Source organism: Paenibacillus sp. FSL P4-0184 (assembly GCF_038004625.1).
GTDB lineage: Bacteria > Bacillota > Bacilli > Paenibacillales > Paenibacillaceae > Paenibacillus_AQ.
Genome location: NZ_JBBORN010000001.1, coordinates 1,512,364 through 1,532,785, shown reverse-complemented (window position 1 = coordinate 1,532,785; position 20,422 = coordinate 1,512,364). Strand labels below are relative to the sequence as shown.

Here is a 20,422-nt window from a genome sequence, read left to right as displayed (position 1 = left end):
TCGAAAAACGATAATTAGGGAATTTCTCCCTATATTTTAACCGTTTAAGCTCTAAAACGTAGAAATGGCTGAATTTATAGGGAGGAATTCCCTAAAAACGTTGATTTCAGGCTAAATTCAAGTAATTAGAGGGAGGTTTTCCCTAATTGTTGATTCTACTAGCAGTTACACCCACCGAGCGATCACATCCACTCAGCAGTAGCGCACGCCGAGCCCTCTCATCGATCGAGCAATCACATCCACTCGCAGTAGCACCCGTCGAGCCTTCGCATCGATTGAGCGGTCGCATCCATTAGTGGTCACAACCACCGAGGAGTCGCTCCCGCCCTTCAATCACACCACCGAGCCGCAACAACTGGCCCTACACTTACAACTCATTGGCGAAGCAACAATTAGGCTGACCTCACTCCGCGTCCTTCGATCACATTCAACCTCTCCATAAGTTATGTTTAATCCTCTGATTAGTTAATCCCAATAATGATCAGTTTCCCATACGTGCAAAGCCTTCTCCAAAGGGCGGGGGGCGCATACCTCCTAATCCACTTGAATGTTTTCCATTTACAGGATTGACAATGGTAAATTAAGGACATATACTGTGTATATAGATATATACAGTAAGCACAGGATATGAACACCTGCTTCTGCTAGACGCTGAAGACATTGTAAAGCGAGGTTAGTTTTAATGAGAACATTAAAAGATTCATGGTTTATGTTGCGCTCTGATTTTCGCGGAGACAAATTAAAGATATTAGGGACCCTCGTAATAACAGTTATTTTTATGTGTTATCTTGGTGGACTGACTAGCCTGGTAGCAAATGACGTACTGGGTGAGCAGGATCGGACGATGGTTACGGATTTCTTATTTCTCTCCTTTATACCCTTATTGGGATTCACATTCTCTCACCGTTCCATGAAATATTGGAGTGAAGACTCTTACACAAAAATGTTGGTTTACTTAAGAACCTTACCGATTCCAGCTGCAGTAATATTATCGCGGAGAAAACTTCAGGGGGTAGGCTCCTTTATTCTAAATGGTACGTTATTTTTCGGTATTGTTTACTTGTTAGGGGAAAATTTCCGGGCAGAGCTGGCGGTTCCCTCGTATATAGCTTTTGCCATTACATGGCTTGGCTTCGGATTTATGGTCTCAGGTCTATATATTTTTATTGAGTATCTTTTTAGCGGCAAAGCTTATCTATGGCTAACATTGCTTATCGTAGTGTTATCGTGGGGAATATCATTTCTAGTTACACTTGGGGGAGGCAATTTGTTTTTATACAGTATCTCCTATTCCAATGAGTGGGGGCTGTTATCTCCGATCATGTGGGGGTCACTTCTGCTGGGGACAATATCTGTGCAGTTATTCTCTAAATGGACTATACATCGACTGAAGAGTCGCAATCTCGTATAAAAAATCGGAATGGCAAGGACTGCGCTCTAGCACGCTAGAGTGGAAGGCGAGGTGTAAATAATGTGGATACCGGTACAAATCAACGAAAATAGTGCAGAGCCCCTCTATCATCAGATAGAGACTCAGCTTAGATCCTTAATCATTAGCGGAGTCATTACAGAAGGTACGCTACTGCCCTCGATTCGTGAGTTCGCAGGAGATCTGAAATGCAGTGTAATTACAGTGCGGCGCGTATATCAGGATCTGGAGAATGAAGGTTTGCTGCGAACGAGACAAGGAACAGGTACCTTTGTATCCCATGTAGGCGACGGAGCAATGGAAGAATACAAACGGGACACGGTAGGCAAAGCACTTGAAAGTGCTGTGGATATCGGCCGATCGATACATTGCAGCAAGGATGAACTTGAGCAGATTTTTATGGAGATTGTAGAACGCAAGTATAGAGCACAGGAATGAAAGGGGGGCGCATACTCATATGGTACAGATGGCTATAGAATTGCGGAATGTACTTAAACAACGGCGAAACAAGACGATAGGACCGCTGACCATGAATCTGCCTAAAGGATATATCACAGCCCTGGTAGGTCAGAATGGATCTGGCAAAAGCACGCTACTGAATCTACTGATGCAGCTGACCAATCCAGAGGAAGGCGAGATATATTGGTTTGAGAACAGGTATAATAGCGGGTTGCCTCTGGAGCTGCGGCAGACCATTGCCTATGTTCCTGAGACGTCGATTACTGAGGAGAACCACTGGAATGCAGAAGAGGCAGCTCGATTTCGACAGCATTGGTATCCGAACTGGGATGAGCCGTATTTTCAGGATCTAATGGATCGCTTTGAGGTTCCATATCATATGAGGCTTTCTAAGATGTCTAAGGGTGAGCGTCGGAAATTCGAAATTGCCGCAGCACTTGCGTCACGCCCAAGTCTGCTGCTACTGGATGAACCTTCATCAGGTCTTGATCCCTTTGCCTGGAAGATTATGATCGAGACGCTTCTTAAATATATGGATGAGAACAACGCTACGATCATCATCTCCACACACATTGTGGAAGAGGTACGGCGGTTGGCAGATTATATCGTGCTTATGCATAGAGGTGAACTGCTGGGTATGGCCGAGAAAGACAGTTTATTCGGTACTTGGACCGAGGTATGGGTACAGGTTGCAGGTGAAGAGGAGCTTGCTGAGTTATCAGCGGAATTACCGGGAGGTATAAACTTTATCATGGATACACCGGGTGTAGCTTCTTTTATCATAGAACAATTTTCTAAGAACGAGAAACGCATTCAGGACTTGGGCGTAAAGGTTATCAAGAGTCGCAGTTTAGAATTGGACGAAATATTGGGTTTATGGACACAGGGACACCGTCCGATCCTGATTGATCACAAGAGAGGGGACTAGAGAAATGGAAGCCTTAAAGCTGGAAAGTGTAATGAAGCAATATGGAGAAAAAACCGCTGTAAACGGAATTAACCTAACGGTAGGCAAGGGGGAAATTTACGGATTACTGGGGGCAAATGGTGCAGGGAAAACAACCACCATGCGCATGGTGCTTGGCCTAATTTACCCTGATGGCGGGAATATTTTGTATAATGGAAAGCCGTATAACAGCGAACTTCAGCAAACCATGGGCTATCTACCCGAAGAAAGAGGATTATATCCAAAGGTAAAGGTAAGCGATCAAATCGTCTACTTGGCACGTCTGCGCGGGATGTCGGCTAGTGATGCAGATAAGAGCCTTCGCTACTGGCTCGATCGGTTTGAGGTTCCGGATTATTACAATAAGAAGATTGAAGAGCTCTCCAAAGGGAATCAGCAGAAAATGGGCTTTATCGCCGCAGTCGTTCATAAGCCGCAAATTCTCATCCTTGATGAAGCCTTCAGTGGCTTGGACCCTGTTAACGTGGAACTACTGAAAGATACGGTAAAAGAATTACGTGATCAAGGAACGAGTATCTTATTCTCTACTCACCGGATGGAGCATGTTGAAGAGCTTTGCCGTAATATTACGATTTTGGATCGTTCCAATACTGTCGTGCAGGGCGATATTCGTACGATTAAGAGTGGGTATCCTCGTGAACAAGTATTGTTGCGTACGGATAACGAAGTGACCGGTCTAGAATCAATTGCAGGTGTAACAGCAGTACAGCGACAGGAGCGAGGTTATCTGTTGTCAATCAGTGAGATCGGCGCAGCACAACGTATCCTACAGCAGGCGATGGCGCAGGGTGAAGTGGAGCATTTTGAAATTAAGGAACCAACATTAAATCAAATCTTTATCAGAGCGGTGGGTGAATCTCATGAATAAGATGGGGACAATTATTGGCTTTACCTTTAAAAATAAAGTAAGAACGAAATCATTCATGATTACTACATTAATTCTAGTGTTGCTGCTCAGCATTGGGATGAATCTTCCGTACATCATCGATCAGTTTAAGGGAGATTCTGCAACAAGCGCAGAGACTCAAATTGCTGTGATCGCGGAAGAGGGAAATCAGGCTGCAGAGTTGTTGAAGGCATATACTTCACCTGAAGGAATGCCGCAGGCAAAAGTTGTGCAATATACTTCTGCCGACGATGCGGAGCTAAAGAAAGCTTTAGATGAAGGGACCGTAGAGGGGTACGTTTCTTTTGCAGAACCTACTGGCGAAGGACTTCCACCCGTTACTTATCATAGTGAAAATGGTGAATTGAAGGGCGATGTGCAAATCTATCTCCAAAATGCCCTTCAGCAGGCCAACACCCAGTTCATCGTTGGCGACAAGCTGACGCAGGAGCAGATTGCTGCTATGTCAACACCGGTACAGATAGCTACTCAGCAGCTCAATCCTGATGGGACTGCGGGAGATAAGGATGCGTCGCAGGAATCCGCTCCACCTATTAATTACGTCATTGTATACGCCATGCTTATGCTGTTCTTCATGTCTATCATGATGACCGGTAATATGATTGCAGCTGAGATTACTTCAGAGAAGAGCTCACGGATCATGGAGATTCTGATTACAAGTGCCTCACCTTTAGCGCAAATGTTCGGTAAAGTTATCGGTGTCTTCTTAGTAGGATTATTACAAATTGGCGTCATTATCGCAGCGGTAGTTGTCAATCTTAAGCTTCCGCATAATGCAACGATTTTGAAAGATTTAGACCTGGATTTAGGCCAGCTTAATATTAACTTGTTGCTTTATGGAATTGTTCTTTATGTACTAGGTTATTTCCTCTATGCCTTGATGTATGCAGCTGTAGGTTCGATTGTCAGCCGTACAGAGGATCTTGGCCAAGCGGTTATGCCGATTATGATGTTAGGCTTCGTAGCCTTCTATGTTCCACTGTTCAGTATCTCTAATGCGGATACTCTGCTGGTTAAGGTAGCGAGTTATGTGCCTTTCACCTCTCCATTGACCATGCTGCTCCGAATTGGTGTTGGTGAAGTAGCGATCTGGCAAGTTATTGTATCATTAGCCATCCTGCTTGTTACCACGTTCATCTTTGGCTGGTTGGCTGCCAAGATCTATCGCACAGGCGTATTGATGTACGGCAAACGTCCAAGTATTAAAGAGATCAGAAAAGCGATGAAGGCTTACAAGATCTAAGTGGCTTCATATAAACTTTTAAGGAGTGGTAATCATGACTAAAAGTGAACAATACAATATGATGCTTTTAATGAGTTCGGTCTCTCTGGCTACGGTTAGTAGAATGCTCTCGACCAATGGGTCCACTTTAATGGATTTCACTCAGGGTGTATTGACTGGGATTGCCATGGTGGGGATGATTGCGGGATTGTGGATGTACGGTAAGGCGCGTAAGAGCAAAGCGTAATAGTAGGGAAAGGAAGCCGCGGCAGATGCCGTGGCTTTTTCTTTTTTGTGTATATATCGTAAAAGTTATTTGGAAGATAGTTGCGGACTCCAGGGCTCCTGAGTCCAATATATCCTCCGTACACTCAAATGTCGTTTCCTTTTGAGGGATTAGACAACGGATAGATTACCACTATGCAGCAAATCCACTTGAGCAGTCAGTTGCTCCCGCACACGCCTAAGCTGCGCTTTTAGTACAGGAACACTCTTTTGCAGAATGATGCTTATTTGAGGTAAAGATAGCTTTAGGCCATACCACATCACTTTTACGAGTTGTTCCTCCCAAGGCAATGCCTTGGCAGACAGGAGAGACCGGCGTGCGTAATAATCGGCGCATTGTCGGATACAAGAGCGGTAAGCTTCGATAGAGAATAGCTGGCTGTCGAAGCTTTTTTGACGGAATATTTTATGAAGCTCTTTAAAGGTACGGATAGTAACCTTCTCAGCTTCTGCTGATTGTTGTAACAACATGTAACTGAGCATATAGATATCATTCGTACACTTTTGAACACACTCTGCAAATATAGTTCTACGGGGGGATTCGGCAGGTAAGGGGTCAGGCATGATAAACACGATCCTTTCAGAATTGTTTATGGGATGAACCTATAATATAGAAAAGTAAGAAATGGATTTGTTGATAAGCTCGGCGGTATCAGGTTCTGGATAACTATGTTTTTGAAGCGCAACACTGGATGGTTTATAATATAGCCGCCCTCCTTTGGAATCTCTCCCACCAGCGACAGCTCTATACAGACGACCTTGCTCAATGTGCCCTGCCAAGGATTTACCCTGCAGCTTGGCTTTTAAATCCTGTAAAGCACCTTGCACTAGCTCAAACTGAGTCTGATCCCACTCTGAACCATGGGTACGTACTTTATCTATCGCTTCCTCTAGCCGGCAATGGTATATCATTCTGAGAAAAGAACTCCATTTAATAAGATCGAAGGTTTTGGTATTGGCAGAGATAAGACATGCTCCCCAGCTGCTACCTCCTTTACAGGTAAGTTTCAGGATGCCATAACGGCTGCCTTGATCAGCCTCCATTCCATAATGAATAGGCTCAGGTGAATCAAAGACGAATACTTCTATGCGAGATAGTCTTCGCTGGTCCATGACAGTTTTCTCCTCCTTAGGTTTCCAAAAGCTTAAGATCTACATGGTGAATGTCATTAGCCTTCTCTATACAGGCGAGCATTTCAGCTTCATTCTCACAGACTGCGGCATGCTCTAGCCATAGTCTGAATTTCTGTTTGCGTATAACGGATAAATGTAAGGGAAAGGTGTTGCGGGATCTCATTACGTACCAACCGGCTGCAACATCTTTCCACGGTTCCTTAAAAGCGGTGAGCCACGGAAAACGTTGGTGTGCTGACCAATCCTGCAGCTGTTGCTTTTCTCGGATACTTTTATATATTTCGTATATAATTGTTCGGTCCATACAGTATTCACAGGTAGATGGGCTGCTGAAATGGCGAAGTGATTCAATCTGCTTCTGACCAAAAGCATAGCCGACAATAGTTCTGTGATGATCCTCTTCGAACCACAACGCTCCAAAGCAAACATAATTTAGACTTATCGGCTCAAGTAGCCCTTGCTGAGTTCCCCAATAATAGTGTTTCATTCCTTTCACCCCGTCCAGCATGCTATCACCTTATAGAATCAGGTAACGCAAAAACCGCAGCAAGAGGAGGACCTCTGCTGCGGTTTTGGAATACAGGTATACACACACCTGTGCCAAAGCGTGGCGGATCAAGGGTCTCTCTCTTTACGCTTACGAGGTTAGCTGTCGGATTCGGACGGTGAGAGTCGCCCTACCTATGTGAGACTTGAACAGTCTCCTTCGGATTCACCCCAAGTAGGCCATGTGGCCTGATGGTTCCCCCGTTCCCTGCAAATACAGGAACTCAGCGTTGAATGTATTTTGTGAAATAGATTCAACCCGAATCATACTCTTTTCAAGGTGTTTCTGTAAAAACAGAAAGTGTTCTTTTGAGCGCGATTTAAACCAAATCCTGCCTACTACGACGGAAAAGGGAACCAAATAGGTATTTATTGCGAGTTATCGGGCTTCTTCCTCGCTTAATCTCGACTTCTTGTTTTCTTACCTATAAAGGCGATTTTTTGAGATTTCTACATTTGTGGTGAATAAAATCACATGGTATGCCCGTTTTTCGCTAATGGATTAAAACTCGAGTAAACAAGAGATATAGAGAGATTGGATATCAAGTAAGCGCTATCCAATACGAAAATAGTTTTTAATTTGCATTATTTTGGCATCAATCAGGTTTTACAATTCTTCCTGCATAAGGGTATGATTACTCCTGTTTCAACAACAATCGAATATTTGATCCGCTTAATTTCCGATAAGGAAAGCGGGGGAACCAACAATCGGCAGACGATGTGAGAGTCGGAAGCCGGTTATGGGGTGAATCCTGTAGAAGGTGCGAGTGAGCTCGCATCTATACAGGTAGGGCGACTCTCACCGCCCGAATCCGACAGCTAACCTCGTAAGCGTATGGAGAGAGGATGAGTGCAATGTGACCGCTAGCGAGCCACAGAGGAGAATCCTTTGTGGCTTTTTGCTGTGCTTTTTTAAGCAAAGCATTTATGGAAAACCTCACGAAGAGGTCGTTATATTCATCATTAGCGGTAGCTTTTCTTTCAAGATCATGGTGATCAAGCTCTGATCTTACAAGTAAAGCATTTGAGGAGAATAAGAGATGACAGATCAGAATGAATATGTACTGGTATGTGCGCCAACGAAGGCAGGCGAACATTTTATTAAGCTTCTAAAATTCAGAGGCATTAAGATGGCCGGATTGACCAACAACTTGCCTGAGAAGGCCCTACTCGAAGAGATGGGGATTGAACAAGTCGTTCTAGTTGATACCCGCCATCAGAATACTTGGTTTCGCCCGCCGTTCCCGGTAGGACGGGTATATCTGTTCGAGAGCAGCTTTACGTTATGCTGCCGCTACATTCAGATGTGCCGCACCTGGACGACACAGCCGATTTTTGTAATCACAAGCTCAATAAATCCTAGATTGGTCTATAAAAGACTTGGTGCAAGTTATGTAATCTATTCTCATAGTGGTGATGCTGATTTTCTAATCGATAAATCACCTCATCAAGGATAAAAGAAGGAGTGCGGGAGATATGATGGATCTGTATATGGTAGCTTCGTTAGCTGTAATTTACGGGTTGTTTTATGGATTTATGCGCTGGTGCGCAGGTGTAGTTGAGGATACAGGGAGGGATAAGTTGTGATTCTAGTAATCGCTGTTACCCTACTGTTGTTTGTATATCTGGTTTACGCATTGATTCATCCGGAGAAATTTTAAGGAGGGGCATTCATGGGCATTTTGCAAATAGTTGCTGTAATCGTAATTCTTATCTTGCTGGTTAAGCCGATGGGCACGTATTTATATTATGTATTTTCTAATGAACCGAACCGTACGGATCGATGGTTTGGAGGCATGGAAAAAGGAATTTATAAGCTGATCGGCCTGAAAAAACGGGACGGAATGTCTTGGAAGAAGTATGCGCTCAGCTTTGTGTTAACAAATATCGTATTGGTTACTTTCAGTTACATTGTTCTTAGATTGCAGCGGGGATTGCCGTTAAACCCGAATGGAATTACGGATATGGAACAGACGCTTTCATTCAATACAGTGATCAGCTTTATGACCAATACGAACCTGCAGCATTATAGCGGGGAGACGGGGCTTTCGTATTTTTCACAAATGGCTGTCATCACGATGATGATGTTCACATCTGCAGCGAGCGGATTTTCTGTTGCGGTTGCCTTTGTCAGAGGAATCACGGGACGGAAATCAGTCGGGAACTTCTTCGAGGATTTCGTCAAAGCGCATATTCGTGTGTTCATTCCGCTAGCTTTGTTAGTTTCATTGGTGCTGGTAGGACTGCATGTGCCACAAACGCTCAAGCCATCACTTGAAGTCACTACACTAGAGGGCCAAACACAACAAATTGCTATCGGTCCAGTAGCTTCTTTGGAATCGATCAAACATCTGGGCACGAATGGTGGCGGCTTCTTCGGGGCCAATTCATCCCATCCTTTTGAGAACCCTAATCCACTTACGAACGTTCTGGAGATTCTCTCTATGTGGATGCTGCCAGCTTCGCTCCCTTATATGTACGGATTGTTTGCCAAGAACAAACGTCAGGGCTGGGTAATTTTTACCGCAATGATGACCTTGTTTGTTCTGCTATTAAGCCTAAACTTCTATGCTGAATCAAAAGGTAATCCGGCGATCAATGCACTAGGAATCGAATCTTCACAAGGTAGCATGGAAGGTAAAGAGGTGCGCTTCGGCATACCGCAGTCTTCCTTGTTTACTTCAGTAACAACCGCAGCTACGACAGGTAGTGTTAACAATATGCATGATACGCTGACGCCGCTGGGAGGTATTACGCCTCTTGCATTGATGATGCTCAACAATGTCTTCGGTGGTAAAGGTGTCGGACTGATCAATATGCTGATGTATGCGATTCTGGGTGTCTTCCTGTGCGGTCTGATGGTCGGCAGGACACCGGAGTTCCTCGGACGGAAGATAGAGGCCAAGGAGATGAAGCTGATTGCCATTGCGATCCTTGTGCATCCGTTCATTATCCTTGTGCCAACTGCAGCTGCGTTCCTGACCGATTTGGGGCAAGGGGCGATTACGAACACTGGATTCCATGGACTCAGTCAAGTGTTATATGAATATGTCTCTTCTGCCGCGAACAATGGCTCAGGATTTGAAGGGCTTGCAGACAACACAACCTTCTGGAATGTCACAACCGGGATTGTCATGCTGCTAGGTCGTTATGTTTCTATTATCGCAATGCTGGCGGTAGCAGGTTCTCTGCTTCAGAAGAAGCCGGTTCCTGAGACGATTGGCACATTCCGCACAGACAATGGACTGTTTACGGGAATTCTGATTGGTACAGTAGTGATTATCGGTGCGTTGACGTTCCTGCCGGTCATTGTACTCGGCCCCATTGCAGAATATCTAACCTTACGGTAGGAAGAGGGAGAATAAGATGAGTACTGTAAAAAGAAAAAAGCTGCTGACGGGACCCATACTCCTAAGCGCTGTAAAGGATAGCTTTATAAAGCTTAACCCAGTAACGCTAATCAAAAATCCAGTCATGTTCGTGGTAGAGGTCGGTACGATCATTGTACTCCTCATGGTGCTGGCTCCTGGATATTTTAATGCAGAGCAATCGATAGGATTCAATATTACAGTGTTGTTCATTCTGCTATTTACAGTGCTGTTTGCGAACTTCGCTGAAGCACTGGCGGAAGGCCGCGGTAAAGCCCAAGCTGATTCGCTTAAGAAAACGAAACAAGATATCACTGCCAACAAACTGGTTGGAGGGTCGGTGAAAACAGTATCCTCCTCCGAACTGCGTAAAGGGGATATCGTCATCGTCAGTCAGGGTGAACTCATCCCTGGTGACGGTGAAGTGATTGAAGGGCTGGCTTCCGTAGATGAATCAGCGATTACAGGTGAATCTGCACCTGTAATCAAGGAAGCTGGTGGGGACTTTGGTTCCGTTACAGGCGGCACGCGGGTCGTCAGTGATGAGATCAAAGTCAGAATTACTAGTGATCCTGGTGAGTCGTTTCTAGATCGGATGATTTCCCTCGTTGAAGGGGCGAAACGTCAGAAGACACCTAATGAAATCGCGCTAAATACGCTTTTGATCAGTCTGACGTTGATTTTCCTGATTGTAGTAGTGACCTTGCGGCCGATTGCCACTTATCTAGGTGTTGATCTTGATATTCCCGTCATGATCGCCTTGTTGGTCTGTCTGATTCCGACAACAATCGGGGGGCTACTCTCCGCAATCGGAATAGCGGGTATGGACCGGGTGACCCAGTTTAATGTACTCGCCATGTCGGGTAAGGCAGTTGAGGCTGCCGGTGATATTAATACGATGATCCTAGATAAGACCGGTACGATTACCTTCGGGAACCGGATGGCGAGTGAATTTGTTCCTGTCGGAAATGAAACGGAAGCTGAGCTTACAGCATGGGCGGCCATCAGTTCCCTGAAGGATGAGACGCCTGAGGGACGTTCTGTAATTGAGCTGGCCAAGAAGCTGGAACGCAGCTATGACAGCAAGCTTGCTGAAGGTGGGGAATTCGTAGAGTTTAAGGCGGAAACTCGGATGAGTGGTATTGACCTGCAAGATGGACGCTGCGTACGTAAAGGTGCGGTAGACTCCGTGAAGAAATGGGTACAGTCGAAAGGCGGAGTCATTCCCGAGAACCTCGACAGTAATTCTGATGCTATCGCCCGGATGGGGGGAACCCCGTTAGCGGTTGCGGTAGACAATCGGATCTATGGACTTATTTACTTGAAGGATACAGTTAAGCCAGGCATGAAAGAGCGATTTGATGAGCTGCGGAAAATGGGGATCAAGACCATCATGTGTACGGGTGACAATCCGCTGACCGCAGCTACGATTGCCCGTGAAGCGGGTGTAGATGATTTCATCGCGGAAAGTACACCTGAGGATAAAATAGCAGTTATTCGCCGCGAACAGAACGAGGGCAAGCTGGTTGCGATGACCGGGGATGGTACAAATGATGCCCCTGCCCTTGCACAAGCTGATGTGGGCTTAGCCATGAATAGCGGCACTACAGCTGCTAAGGAAGCAGCAAATATGGTCGATTTGGACTCTGACCCTTCGAAGATTATTGAGGTCGTGGCGATTGGTAAACAGCTGCTGATGACGCGGGGTGCGTTAACAACCTTTAGTATCGCGAATGATATAGCGAAGTATTTCGCCATTATTCCGGCGATGTTCATGCTCGCCATTCCTGAAATGGAAGCCCTGAATGTAATGGGACTAGGCTCGCCAAGCTCGGCTATAATATCCGCCTTAATATTTAATGCGATTATTATTCCCCTGCTCATCCCACTGGCTATGAAGGGTGTGTCGTATAAAGCTATGAGCTCTACGAAGCTGCTTGGACGCAATATATTTATCTATGGACTAGGCGGAGTGGTTGTTCCATTTGCTGGCATCAAGCTCATTGATATGATCGTAAGTGTATGGATTTAATGACGTGTTGATTAATTATTGAAAGGGTGAGAGCATCGTGAATAACGGAAACTCCATGGAGGACACTGAAGAGCAGTTATCATCATCGAAAGGTGCTTATTTCTTTATTATTGTGCGACTAAGTTTAGTATTTATTGTTCTCTGCGGAGTGATCTATCCTCTGACAACTACAGCGCTTGCCCAGGTTCTAATGCCGTCGCAGGCGAACGGCAGCTTGCTTAAGAATGATGCTGGAGTAGTTGTAGGCTCGGAACTCATCGGGCAGAACTTTACGAATCCAGCTTTATTTCATGGTCGTGTGTCTAGTATTGAGTATAAAGCAGAAGCTTCAGGTTCCAATAACTACGCTCCATCCAATCCGGATATGCTGCAGCGGACAAAGGATTTCATTACGCAGTGGAAGCTCGATAATCCGGATGTGCCCGTGAACAAATTGCCAGTTGATTTGGTCACCAACTCGGGTTCGGGGCTTGATCCGCATATCACACCAGCTTCAGCTATGGTGCAGATTCCTCGGATTAGCAATTTAACCGGTATTCCTGCGACACAGCTGGAAGAGCTCGTAAATAAGCATACCGAGGGTCGTGACTTAGGGTTATTTGGTGAAGAACGGGTCAATGTGTTGAAGCTGAACATGGATCTACTGAAACTAGCGAACAAATAAATATAGTAAATGTCCCTGCCAGATTACTAGAATCGGGCAGGGATATCTTGCTTCTTGGAACAGAAGGGTACATGCATGATCGGGTTATTAAGGAGTGGTCTTGATGGGGACATACCGGAGGAAGACGCCGGAGGAGCTGCTGCTCTCTATCTATGAGCTGCATCGGGGACGTCTGAAGATCTATATCGGTCCGGTCAGTGGGTCGGGCAAAACGTATCAGATGCTGCGTGAGGGCCAGGCGCTAAAAGCGCAGGGAATCGATGTTGTGATCTGTGCGGTTTCGACGAATCAGAGTCCAGAAACTAAGGATCAGCTGGGCGATTTGGAACGGATACCAAGTATTCATTGGTTTCAGAAAGATATAGAGAAGAAGGATCTTGATGTAGAAGCTATTGTGGCACGTAATCCAGAAGTTGTGCTAACCGATGGCTTGGCCCACCAGAATCGCGAGGGTGCGGAGAGATCTGGAAGACTGGACGATATCAAATACTTATTGAGCAATGGGATTAGTGTCATCACAACTGTAAATGTATACGAACTAGAAGGCGCTGCGGATCTGGCACGGAAGTGGACTGGGATTGAAGTAGAGCATTCCCTTCCTGCTGAGGTGCTTACCCTTGCCGATGATATCGTTCTAATTGATGTGACGCCAGAAAAGATACTTCAGCGCTTGTCCGATGGACATTTAGGGAAGCACCAGCAGAGATCGCTTTTTAACAAGGGTAATTTAAGCAAGCTGCGGGAGCTGGCACTTCGGATGGTCGCTGAGGATGTTAATGATTCACTGGAGAAACACCGGGAAGAACAAGGGCTGCAGGGAGCTTCGGGGATCGCAGAAAAAGTGTTGGTATCTGCGCAGTATTATTGGAATGGCTCGATCCATATCCGACGTGGACAGCAGATTGCAAAGCGATTAAATGGGGATCTTTCAGTAGTGTCATTCTGGAAGCAGGGTCTAACCCTTTCAAAGGAAGCAGCTACCTTCAAGCGTTCCCTCTGGAAGCTGACCGAGAAGATTGGTGCCTCTATGGAGGAGATCACCTTTCGCTCGAAGCGGGAGATCCCACATCTGTTGGTAAAATACGCGATCGAACATAATATTACCCGAATCGTTATGGGACATTCCAAGCAGACCGCTTGGCAGGAATTATGGAAAGGCTCAATCGCTAATTCGTTACTGAAGCAAATCCGAGGTGTGGATATATTCTTCGTGGCGGATCGCGCAGATCGCGAAGGAGAACGTGTACTTCCAACCCGGCAGAGTCGTAATGAACGGAAAGCGGATGCCTATCACAGGTTAAGCAGTCAGGAAGTAAAGGATAAAATCGATGCGATTCGCGGAGGAACCTTTAAGGTATATATTGGGGCTGCTCCCGGTGTGGGCAAGACTTACAAGATGCTGCGTGAAGGAAACGATCTCTTGAAGAGAGGGATCGATGTCGTGATAGGACTTCTTGAAACGCATGGCCGCAAAGAAACCCTTGAACAAATTGGCGATTTGGAGATCCTTCCACGTCTACGTATGGAGTACCGCGGGACTGTCCTTGAGGAGATGGATACGGCAGCAATTATTAAGCGTAATCCAGAAGTTGTGCTTGTGGATGAACTTGCTCATACCAATATGCCAGGTAGCAAACATAAGAAGCGGTATATGGATGTTATGGAGCTGCTAGATGCTGGAATATCTGTGATCTCTACCGTGAATGTGCAGCATTTAGAAAGTCTGAATGACGCCGTAGAGCAAATTACAGGCGTTAGAGTAAGAGAGACTTTTCCGGACAGCATTCTACAGCGGGCAAATGAGGTAGAACTTATCGATGTATCACCCAAGACGCTTCAAGAGCGAATGAAGGACGGAAAAATATATGCCATGGCCAAGGTGGATCAGGCGCTGGGGGCTTTTTTCAAAATCGGGAATTTGATCGCCCTTCGGGAGCTGGCGCTGCGGGAAATTGCTGACGATGTAGATGAGCGGCTAGAAGCTTGGGAACGTGTCGGTTCGTTACGGGGACCTTGGCGGCGTCAGGAAGTCATTTATGTGTGTATCACCTTGGGGGATCATGCGGAGCGCTTAATTCGGCGTGGTTTTCGGATTGCATATCGTCTAAAAGCTTGCTGGTATGTTACGTATGTGCAGGAATTAAAACAGAATGGACCCGTTTATGATAAACGTATAAATGATTTAAAGGAATTGACGGAACGACTGGGTGGAACGTTTAAGATGATTCCTAACGTACTTCCTGCACGAGTGGCGTCCTTGCTGCTTGAAAGATCTCAAGCACTGCAGAGTACTCAGATTATTATCGGTCAGTCACAACGCTCATGGCTGCGAAAAAGTCTTCGCGGCGATGTTACCAAGCAGATTCTGCGTTCTGCCAGAAATGTGGATGTACTGGTCGTGGCAGATCTCATTCGTGAGGAAGCATAGACTATGACTAACAAGTAAAAACGCCTTCGGCGTCCCTAAAGGACGGTAAGCGTTTATGCGAGAAATATAAGAATAATGTATAGCGTGAAAATTATAGTTTCTTATATTTTGAAAAAAGGGTACCTTCAAGCCTATTGGCTATGAGGATACCCTTTTTTGCAGCTATGAATTACATCATGTACTGAATAGTTTAATGGCTTAATTATTGGGCAGCTTCGATGAGTGCTTTGAGCTCAGGAAGATTAAATCCCTTGATCGCTTGATCCCCTGCTACAGTGACAGGAACGCCCATGAATCCAAGCTTCTCAACTTCCTCTTGATAGACTGTGCTGGTCATAACATCTCTTACTTCAAAAGGGACACCCTGCTCCGTAAGATAATTTTTAACCAAATTACAGTCACTGCACCCTGCGGTTGAATAGACAATCACTGGCTCACTCATTGGTTCACAGCCTCTTTGATAGCATCTCTTGTAATTTTCCAGTGGGAAGTGTTCCAGCGAACCTCATTGTCCTCAAGCAGGAAGAGTTGTGGAGATTCATGTTTGATGCCAAAATCCTCAGCAATTTGATTGGAAACGGGACGATCCTCGATGACTAAGACCACTGCAGCGGCAGTATCCGCATCCTTCAGATAAGCCTGAAACTCTTCATTAGCTTTAGCACTAATCGGGCAGGTCGTGCTGTGTTTGAACAGCAGCTTCTTGCCAGGCTTAGCTACATATTGCTCAAGATCCTCCAGCGTATGGAGTTGTTGAATAGACATAGATATCACCCTCCTGGGATCGTTATTTTGCTAACAATTGTGTTGTTAACAACCTGTAATCATGATTGTAACATATATCAAAATTAAAACAAAAAGGATTCTGAAAGGCTTGCACAAGAGGCGATATACCTGAAACCAATCGCGTTGAAAAAAAGAGTACAGCATGCTAAGGTGAAAAGAAGCAACATGCCTAACTATATCGCTACGAGATAGGAGTGTTCAGAAGAATGAAGAGAGTTGCATGTGTAACTGGAGCTGATCGGGGGCTTGGACTGTCGCTTGTACGTTCGTTGCTGGCCAACCAGTTCTCAGTATTTGCAGGACAGTTTTTGAAAGAATCAGAAGATTTGAAAGCGCTTAAAGAGCAATATCCTGAACAGTTGGAGCTTATCCCCCTAGATATCAGCAATAAAGATAGTGTAAAGCAGGCTGCAAGAGTGATAGCCAGTAAAACTGGATATGTCGATATGATTATTAATAATGCAGGTATTATTCGTTCTGCTGATAATGCTACTGTGCTGGTGGAGCTGGATGATGAAGGCATGGCAGAAATATATAATGTAAATACGCTTGGCGCGTTAAGAGTCAGCAATGCACTGATGGGACTATTACTACAAAGTGAGGATAAATTAATCGTCAATATTTCATCAGAGGCAGGCAGTATTGCCCGAAATAAGCGTATCAACATGTATGGCTATTGTATGTCGAAGGCAGCACTGAATATGCAGTCCTCCTTGATGCATAATCATCTGAAAACGCTTGGCGGTCAAGTAATGGTGTTCCATCCTGGCTGGCTGCAGACTTATATGCATGGTAAGAAGGATGAGCAAGCGGAAATGACTCCTGAACAGTCCGCGGAGCAGATTATCGACCTTGTTCTGGATTATAAAAAATATATGGGCGAGGAACCGGCCTATCTGGATACGGATGGCAGCTCATGGCCGTGGTAGAACGGATATTTCAAAATAGATAAGAAGAAAGGCGCTGATAACATGTCTACACTAAAAGCACTCGCACTCGGAAGCTACTCGGAGGTTAAATATCACCCCTTTGCTGGCGTGGACCGGGAGATCGAACAAATCCTTGCGAATGACTTACAGGTTTTTTCTTCAGAGGATTATGCACTTCTCAATAAAGAAACGTTGTCTGACTACAAGCTGGTAATCTCCTACACTGAATTTTCTGATGACAAAATCCCTGCGGAACAAAGTGGTGCTTTGCTATCTTATGTGGCTGGCGGGGGCGGACTACTAGTTGTACATAACGGAATTTCCTTACAGCGCAATCAGGAGCTTGGTGCTATGCTGGGCGCACATTTCACCCATCATCCAGAGTATACTTCGCTGCAGATGTCCATACCCGCACGAGAGCATCCCATTATGCAGGGAATTGAAGAATTTGTAATTGAGGATGAGCCGTATTATTTCGAGATGCATCCTTATTTCGAAACAACGGTGCTCGCTGAATATTCTCATGAGGGAGCTATGCGCCAAGCGGCTTGGTGTCACGAATTTGGCTTGGGCCGGGTTGTTTATTTAATGCCAGGGCATCATTTACCATCATTCTCAGTAGAACCATTCCGCGAAATGATTCGTAGAGGTGGGCTTTGGGCAGCAGGATTATTGTAGAATATAAGCGGCGGATATACTTGTTGTAAGATTATAAATGAGTCCAACTGTGGGATAACCACGGTTGGATTTTTTTGTTGACTCTTACATTGATGTCAGGGTTTATACTGGTGTAGAACAATTCTCATGAACCCCGGGGAGATTGCTATGAAAATAGGTGAGCTTGCTAAACTGACGGGCGTAAGCGTCCGTTCAATTCGTTATTATGAGAGTCAGGGATTAATTTCGCCGATCCGTCAGGCCAACGGATATCGGGAGTACTCTCCGCTCGCTGTGGAGACGGTAGAAACGATAAAATTATATTTGAACCTGGGTCTGTCCACAGAGCAGATCGCGGGCTTTCTACATTGTGTTTTGAAGAACAAAGAAGCTTTCTGCGCAGAAGTGATGCCACTATACCGTAGCAAGCTTGAGGATATTGAACGTCAGCTTGTAGAACTGAATCAGATCAAACGCAATTTGGAAGAAAGAATGGCCTCTATCTTGCAAGAGCAGAACGAGAGTAGTTTAGAGGCATGTACACTGGAGAGTTTGGAGTAGGTGCTGCTGGAGTTGAAAACTTTGAGGAGGAATGACAAATGGCTATTACAAATGCAGATAGCGCTGATTGGGTACGAGCAGAGATTCGCGGTGGTGGAACGGTTTTGGTAGATTACGGTGCGCCATGGTGTCCCCCTTGCAAGGTGCTGTTGCCTCTTTTGGAAGATCTTCATCAGGAATATGGAGACGATGTCTCTATTGTGAAGGTGAATTGTGACGAATTGCCGGATCTGGCTGGGGAAGCTGGTGTTATGGGGATGCCTACAGTCATTGTATATAAAGATGGGCAGCCAATGGAAAAGTTGGTTGGCTTACGTCCGATAGCAGCCTACCAAGGGATATTGAACAAGGTTATTCTAGCATAGGGAATTGGAATTTAGTTGTATTTTGATGCTATATTAATCTCAAGCTGAGAAGGCATTAAGAAGCCTCATCCGGATATTTTCCTGCGTGCACTAAATAGGCTAGACATGAAGCACTAGGAGAGCGTCTACATTGTTGATCATCCGCTGAACGATGTAGACGCCGCGGTGAGCCGTGACGGTATGAAAGGCACAGCTTTGGAAGGAGTCTAGCCCGTATGGATTTTCAGGTCGCATATACCAACTATCACTCTCTGCTGAAAGCAATGGCTTACCGTATGACCGGCTCTATAGCAGATGCAGAGGACCTCGTTCAAGACGTATTCATCGAGTACAGCAAGCTACAAACAATAGATATCACCCATCCGAAAGCTTACTTAATCCGTATGACAACAAATCGTTGCATCAACTATATGCAATCCGCCCGTATAAGGAGAGAGCAATATGTCGGCACATGGCTGCCGGAGCCGCTCGTCAGCTTTACGAATGGAGGCGGCGATAATCCTGCTGATCTCTTCGATCACGATGAAAATGTATCCTACGCCCTGCTTGTCATGCTGGAACATTTGTCGGCTGTCGAGAGAGCCGTCTTCATCTTGCGCCAATCCTTCGCTTTCGAATATAGCGAACTTGCCGATGTATTAGGAAAATCAGAAGCCAACTGTCGAAAAATATTTAGCCGCGCTAATGATAAGCTGCATCAACAATCGCCAGTTCTGCCAGGCAACACGGCTCAGGCAACACCTCTTGCGACAGCATTCCTCGCAGCTGCGCGAGGCGGCAACGTCGATGCGCTTGTCAGCCTGCTGACCGAGGACGCGCTGCTTACGTCGGACGGCGGCGGTAAAGTTCGCGCAGCGATCTTCACTATTACGGGCAGAGATCGTGTTCAAGCTTTCATTGGAGGCGTCATTACGAAGGGCTTCCTCGGAGATTCGCAAAGGATGGTGCTACTTAATGGCCAGCTGGGCATCGTCATCTATCGGGATGGCCGGCCGCTTAAGGCGATCAGCTTCCAGCTTGATGCGGCCGGGGAGCGGATCGAGCATATTTATATCGTACTCAATCCCGATAAATTACAACGAATGGGGTAACCTGTCACAAACGGTGCTTTTGTATTGTCTTATTAGTGAAACAATCAAAAGATAACCGGTCTACAGCCGGAGAGGAGCTATCCCCATGGAACAAAGAATGGATCTGGCCGGTGAAATTCCAGCCGCATACAAAGCGATGATGGGTCTTGAAGCGTTCGTACAATCGACAGGCATGGAGAAGTCGTTATTGGAGTTAATCAAAATCAGAGCGTCACAAATTAATGGCTGCGCCTTCTGCATCGATATGCATACGAAGGATGCCCGCAAGGCAGGCGAGTCGGAACAGCGCATCTACATGCTGAACGCATGGCGTGAAGCGCCGTTCTACAGCGACGAGGAGCGCGCAGTGCTTGCGCTGACCGAATCAGTTACACTCGTGACGCAAGGACATGTACCGGACGATGTCTATTCGGAAGCGGAGCGCCATTTCGATACTAAGCAACTTGGTGAGATCATCATGGCAATTGTTACAATCAATGCATGGAATCGCATCGCGATCACCACTCGCATGATGCCGCAATAAACTTTAATTACGTCAGCCGAACGTCCAAGGCTAGCATCCGACACTTTACAGATACAATAGAGGTATAAG

23 protein-coding genes and 2 riboswitches are annotated in these 20,422 nt (G+C 45.7%); of the genes, 18 read left to right on the top strand and 5 right to left on the bottom strand.

Annotated features, from left to right (window positions below; genetic code table 11):
* The first annotated feature begins 682 nt into the window (after nucleotides 1–682).
* The 6 genes from MKY52_RS06530 to MKY52_RS06505 all read left to right on the top strand — a co-directional run bounded on the left by MKY52_RS06530 (nucleotide 683) and on the right by MKY52_RS06505 (nucleotide 5,231).
* Nucleotides 683–1,411 carry a hypothetical protein gene (locus MKY52_RS06530; RefSeq protein WP_341050499.1) on the top strand — a complete coding sequence of 243 codons (729 nt, stop codon included), beginning with the start codon at nucleotides 683–685 and terminating at the stop codon, nucleotides 1,409–1,411.
* A gap of 60 nt (nucleotides 1,412–1,471) precedes the next feature.
* Entirely contained in the window at nucleotides 1,472–1,867 is a 396-nt protein-coding gene (locus MKY52_RS06525; protein ID WP_341050498.1) for a GntR family transcriptional regulator, read from the top strand.
* Between the two features lie 91 nt (nucleotides 1,868–1,958).
* Nucleotides 1,959–2,816, top strand: coding sequence for an ATP-binding cassette domain-containing protein (locus MKY52_RS06520; RefSeq protein ID WP_445671013.1), 858 nt, complete (start codon nucleotides 1,959–1,961; stop codon nucleotides 2,814–2,816).
* A gap of 4 nt (nucleotides 2,817–2,820) precedes the next feature.
* Nucleotides 2,821–3,723 (top strand): ABC transporter ATP-binding protein, encoded by a 903-nt coding sequence (locus MKY52_RS06515; protein WP_076285924.1) that lies wholly within the window; start codon nucleotides 2,821–2,823, stop codon nucleotides 3,721–3,723.
* Nucleotides 3,716–5,005, top strand: coding sequence for an ABC transporter permease (locus MKY52_RS06510; protein WP_341050495.1), 1,290 nt, complete (start codon nucleotides 3,716–3,718; stop codon nucleotides 5,003–5,005). The genes MKY52_RS06515 and MKY52_RS06510 overlap by 8 nt, the downstream gene beginning before the upstream one ends.
* Before the next feature lie 34 nt (nucleotides 5,006–5,039).
* Nucleotides 5,040–5,231, top strand: a complete 192-nt coding sequence (locus MKY52_RS06505; RefSeq protein ID WP_042184550.1) for a hypothetical protein — start codon at nucleotides 5,040–5,042, stop codon at nucleotides 5,229–5,231.
* 149 nt (nucleotides 5,232–5,380) lie between these two features.
* Here the strand turns inward: MKY52_RS06505 and MKY52_RS06500 are convergent, their stop codons facing one another.
* The 3 genes from MKY52_RS06500 to MKY52_RS06490 are packed head-to-tail and all read right to left on the bottom strand — an operon-like array spanning nucleotide 5,381 to nucleotide 6,890.
* On the bottom strand, nucleotides 5,381–5,833 hold the full coding sequence (locus MKY52_RS06500; RefSeq protein WP_341050493.1) for a hypothetical protein: 453 nt from the start codon (nucleotides 5,831–5,833) through the stop codon (nucleotides 5,381–5,383).
* A gap of 39 nt (nucleotides 5,834–5,872) precedes the next feature.
* Entirely contained in the window at nucleotides 5,873–6,382 is a 510-nt protein-coding gene (locus MKY52_RS06495) for a hypothetical protein (protein WP_094877483.1), read from the bottom strand.
* 16 nt (nucleotides 6,383–6,398) lie between these two features.
* Nucleotides 6,399–6,890 (bottom strand): hypothetical protein, encoded by a 492-nt coding sequence (locus tag MKY52_RS06490; RefSeq protein WP_341050488.1) that lies wholly within the window; start codon nucleotides 6,888–6,890, stop codon nucleotides 6,399–6,401.
* Nucleotides 6,891–7,023: 133 nt separating this feature from the next.
* Nucleotides 7,024–7,189, bottom strand: a riboswitch (cyclic di-AMP (ydaO/yuaA leader).
* A 420-nt stretch (nucleotides 7,190–7,609) separates the two neighbouring features.
* A riboswitch (cyclic di-AMP (ydaO/yuaA leader) is annotated at nucleotides 7,610–7,799 on the top strand.
* Nucleotides 7,800–7,989: 190 nt separating this feature from the next.
* On the opposite strand from MKY52_RS06490, the gene MKY52_RS06485 reads away from it, so the two are divergent.
* The 6 genes from MKY52_RS06485 to MKY52_RS06465 all read left to right on the top strand — a co-directional run bounded on the left by MKY52_RS06485 (nucleotide 7,990) and on the right by MKY52_RS06465 (nucleotide 15,441).
* Nucleotides 7,990–8,406 carry a hypothetical protein gene (locus tag MKY52_RS06485; protein WP_076285918.1) on the top strand — a complete coding sequence of 139 codons (417 nt, stop codon included), beginning with the start codon at nucleotides 7,990–7,992 and terminating at the stop codon, nucleotides 8,404–8,406.
* A 126-nt stretch (nucleotides 8,407–8,532) separates the two neighbouring features.
* Nucleotides 8,533–8,610 carry a K(+)-transporting ATPase subunit F gene (gene kdpF / locus MKY52_RS30330; protein ID WP_076285959.1) on the top strand — a complete coding sequence of 26 codons (78 nt, stop codon included), beginning with the start codon at nucleotides 8,533–8,535 and terminating at the stop codon, nucleotides 8,608–8,610.
* 12 nt (nucleotides 8,611–8,622) lie between these two features.
* Entirely contained in the window at nucleotides 8,623–10,299 is a 1,677-nt protein-coding gene (gene kdpA / locus MKY52_RS06480) for a potassium-transporting ATPase subunit KdpA (RefSeq protein ID WP_149644627.1), read from the top strand.
* 16 nt (nucleotides 10,300–10,315) lie between these two features.
* Complete coding sequence (kdpB, locus tag MKY52_RS06475; RefSeq protein WP_341050484.1) at nucleotides 10,316–12,349, top strand: potassium-transporting ATPase subunit KdpB; 2,034 nt, start codon at nucleotides 10,316–10,318, stop codon at nucleotides 12,347–12,349.
* Between the two features lie 55 nt (nucleotides 12,350–12,404).
* Nucleotides 12,405–13,013 (top strand): potassium-transporting ATPase subunit KdpC, encoded by a 609-nt coding sequence (gene kdpC, locus MKY52_RS06470; protein ID WP_149644685.1) that lies wholly within the window; start codon nucleotides 12,405–12,407, stop codon nucleotides 13,011–13,013.
* A 103-nt stretch (nucleotides 13,014–13,116) separates the two neighbouring features.
* Complete coding sequence (locus MKY52_RS06465; protein WP_341050482.1) at nucleotides 13,117–15,441, top strand: histidine kinase; 2,325 nt, start codon at nucleotides 13,117–13,119, stop codon at nucleotides 15,439–15,441.
* A 202-nt stretch (nucleotides 15,442–15,643) separates the two neighbouring features.
* Here the strand turns inward: MKY52_RS06465 and MKY52_RS06460 are convergent, their stop codons facing one another.
* Together MKY52_RS06460 and ytxJ are read right to left on the bottom strand one after the other, a co-directional pair.
* Nucleotides 15,644–15,883 carry a glutaredoxin family protein gene (locus tag MKY52_RS06460; protein ID WP_341050479.1) on the bottom strand — a complete coding sequence of 80 codons (240 nt, stop codon included), beginning with the start codon at nucleotides 15,881–15,883 and terminating at the stop codon, nucleotides 15,644–15,646.
* The gene (gene ytxJ / locus MKY52_RS06455) at nucleotides 15,880–16,206 is read right to left on the bottom strand and encodes a bacillithiol system redox-active protein YtxJ (protein WP_042123836.1); all 327 of its coding nucleotides are present in this window, start codon (nucleotides 16,204–16,206) and stop codon (nucleotides 15,880–15,882) included. Before ytxJ ends, MKY52_RS06460 begins: the two co-directional genes overlap by 4 nt.
* A 227-nt stretch (nucleotides 16,207–16,433) precedes the next feature.
* Here ytxJ and MKY52_RS06450 point away from each other — a divergent pair, with 227 nt between their 5' ends.
* The 6 genes from MKY52_RS06450 to MKY52_RS06425 all read left to right on the top strand — a co-directional run bounded on the left by MKY52_RS06450 (nucleotide 16,434) and on the right by MKY52_RS06425 (nucleotide 20,353).
* Complete coding sequence (locus MKY52_RS06450; RefSeq protein ID WP_341050477.1) at nucleotides 16,434–17,156, top strand: SDR family NAD(P)-dependent oxidoreductase; 723 nt, start codon at nucleotides 16,434–16,436, stop codon at nucleotides 17,154–17,156.
* Nucleotides 17,157–17,198: 42 nt separating this feature from the next.
* On the top strand, nucleotides 17,199–17,834 hold the full coding sequence (locus MKY52_RS06445; RefSeq protein ID WP_076285913.1) for a ThuA domain-containing protein: 636 nt from the start codon (nucleotides 17,199–17,201) through the stop codon (nucleotides 17,832–17,834).
* A gap of 147 nt (nucleotides 17,835–17,981) precedes the next feature.
* The gene (locus MKY52_RS06440) at nucleotides 17,982–18,374 is read left to right on the top strand and encodes a MerR family transcriptional regulator (RefSeq protein WP_076285912.1); all 393 of its coding nucleotides are present in this window, start codon (nucleotides 17,982–17,984) and stop codon (nucleotides 18,372–18,374) included.
* Between the two features lie 38 nt (nucleotides 18,375–18,412).
* Nucleotides 18,413–18,739, top strand: coding sequence for a thioredoxin family protein (locus tag MKY52_RS06435; RefSeq protein WP_042184566.1), 327 nt, complete (start codon nucleotides 18,413–18,415; stop codon nucleotides 18,737–18,739).
* A gap of 215 nt (nucleotides 18,740–18,954) precedes the next feature.
* Nucleotides 18,955–19,830, top strand: coding sequence for an RNA polymerase sigma factor SigJ (sigJ, locus tag MKY52_RS06430; RefSeq protein WP_341050475.1), 876 nt, complete (start codon nucleotides 18,955–18,957; stop codon nucleotides 19,828–19,830).
* An 85-nt stretch (nucleotides 19,831–19,915) separates the two neighbouring features.
* Nucleotides 19,916–20,353: a carboxymuconolactone decarboxylase family protein gene (locus tag MKY52_RS06425; RefSeq protein WP_341050473.1), complete on the top strand. Its 438-nt coding sequence runs from the start codon at nucleotides 19,916–19,918 to the stop codon at nucleotides 20,351–20,353.
* The last annotated feature ends 69 nt before the right edge of the window (nucleotides 20,354–20,422 follow it).

Bases quoted from the DNA above. Each gene is read 5' to 3' on its own strand.
- MKY52_RS06530 (WP_341050499.1), top strand. From the start codon at position 683: ATGAGAACATTAAAAGATTCATGGTTTATGTTGCGCTCTGATTTTCGC.
- MKY52_RS06525 (WP_341050498.1), top strand. From the start codon at position 1,472: ATGTGGATACCGGTACAAATCAACGAAAATAGTGCAGAGCCCCTCTAT.
- MKY52_RS06520 (WP_445671013.1), top strand. From the start codon at position 1,959: ATGAATCTGCCTAAAGGATATATCACAGCCCTGGTAGGTCAGAATGGA.
- MKY52_RS06515 (WP_076285924.1), top strand. From the start codon at position 2,821: ATGGAAGCCTTAAAGCTGGAAAGTGTAATGAAGCAATATGGAGAAAAA.
- MKY52_RS06510 (WP_341050495.1), top strand. From the start codon at position 3,716: ATGAATAAGATGGGGACAATTATTGGCTTTACCTTTAAAAATAAAGTA.
- MKY52_RS06505 (WP_042184550.1), top strand. From the start codon at position 5,040: ATGACTAAAAGTGAACAATACAATATGATGCTTTTAATGAGTTCGGTC.
- MKY52_RS06500 (WP_341050493.1), bottom strand. From the start codon at position 5,833: ATGCCTGACCCCTTACCTGCCGAATCCCCCCGTAGAACTATATTTGCA.
- MKY52_RS06495 (WP_094877483.1), bottom strand. From the start codon at position 6,382: ATGGACCAGCGAAGACTATCTCGCATAGAAGTATTCGTCTTTGATTCA.
- MKY52_RS06490 (WP_341050488.1), bottom strand. From the start codon at position 6,890: ATGAAACACTATTATTGGGGAACTCAGCAAGGGCTACTTGAGCCGATA.
- MKY52_RS06485 (WP_076285918.1), top strand. From the start codon at position 7,990: ATGACAGATCAGAATGAATATGTACTGGTATGTGCGCCAACGAAGGCA.
- kdpA (WP_149644627.1), top strand. From the start codon at position 8,623: ATGGGCATTTTGCAAATAGTTGCTGTAATCGTAATTCTTATCTTGCTG.
- kdpB (WP_341050484.1), top strand. From the start codon at position 10,316: ATGAGTACTGTAAAAAGAAAAAAGCTGCTGACGGGACCCATACTCCTA.
- kdpC (WP_149644685.1), top strand. From the start codon at position 12,405: ATGGAGGACACTGAAGAGCAGTTATCATCATCGAAAGGTGCTTATTTC.
- MKY52_RS06465 (WP_341050482.1), top strand. From the start codon at position 13,117: ATGGGGACATACCGGAGGAAGACGCCGGAGGAGCTGCTGCTCTCTATC.
- MKY52_RS06460 (WP_341050479.1), bottom strand. From the start codon at position 15,883: ATGAGTGAGCCAGTGATTGTCTATTCAACCGCAGGGTGCAGTGACTGT.
- ytxJ (WP_042123836.1), bottom strand. From the start codon at position 16,206: ATGTCTATTCAACAACTCCATACGCTGGAGGATCTTGAGCAATATGTA.
- MKY52_RS06450 (WP_341050477.1), top strand. From the start codon at position 16,434: ATGAAGAGAGTTGCATGTGTAACTGGAGCTGATCGGGGGCTTGGACTG.
- MKY52_RS06445 (WP_076285913.1), top strand. From the start codon at position 17,199: ATGTCTACACTAAAAGCACTCGCACTCGGAAGCTACTCGGAGGTTAAA.
- MKY52_RS06440 (WP_076285912.1), top strand. From the start codon at position 17,982: ATGAAAATAGGTGAGCTTGCTAAACTGACGGGCGTAAGCGTCCGTTCA.
- MKY52_RS06435 (WP_042184566.1), top strand. From the start codon at position 18,413: ATGGCTATTACAAATGCAGATAGCGCTGATTGGGTACGAGCAGAGATT.
- sigJ (WP_341050475.1), top strand. From the start codon at position 18,955: ATGGATTTTCAGGTCGCATATACCAACTATCACTCTCTGCTGAAAGCA.
- MKY52_RS06425 (WP_341050473.1), top strand. From the start codon at position 19,916: ATGGAACAAAGAATGGATCTGGCCGGTGAAATTCCAGCCGCATACAAA.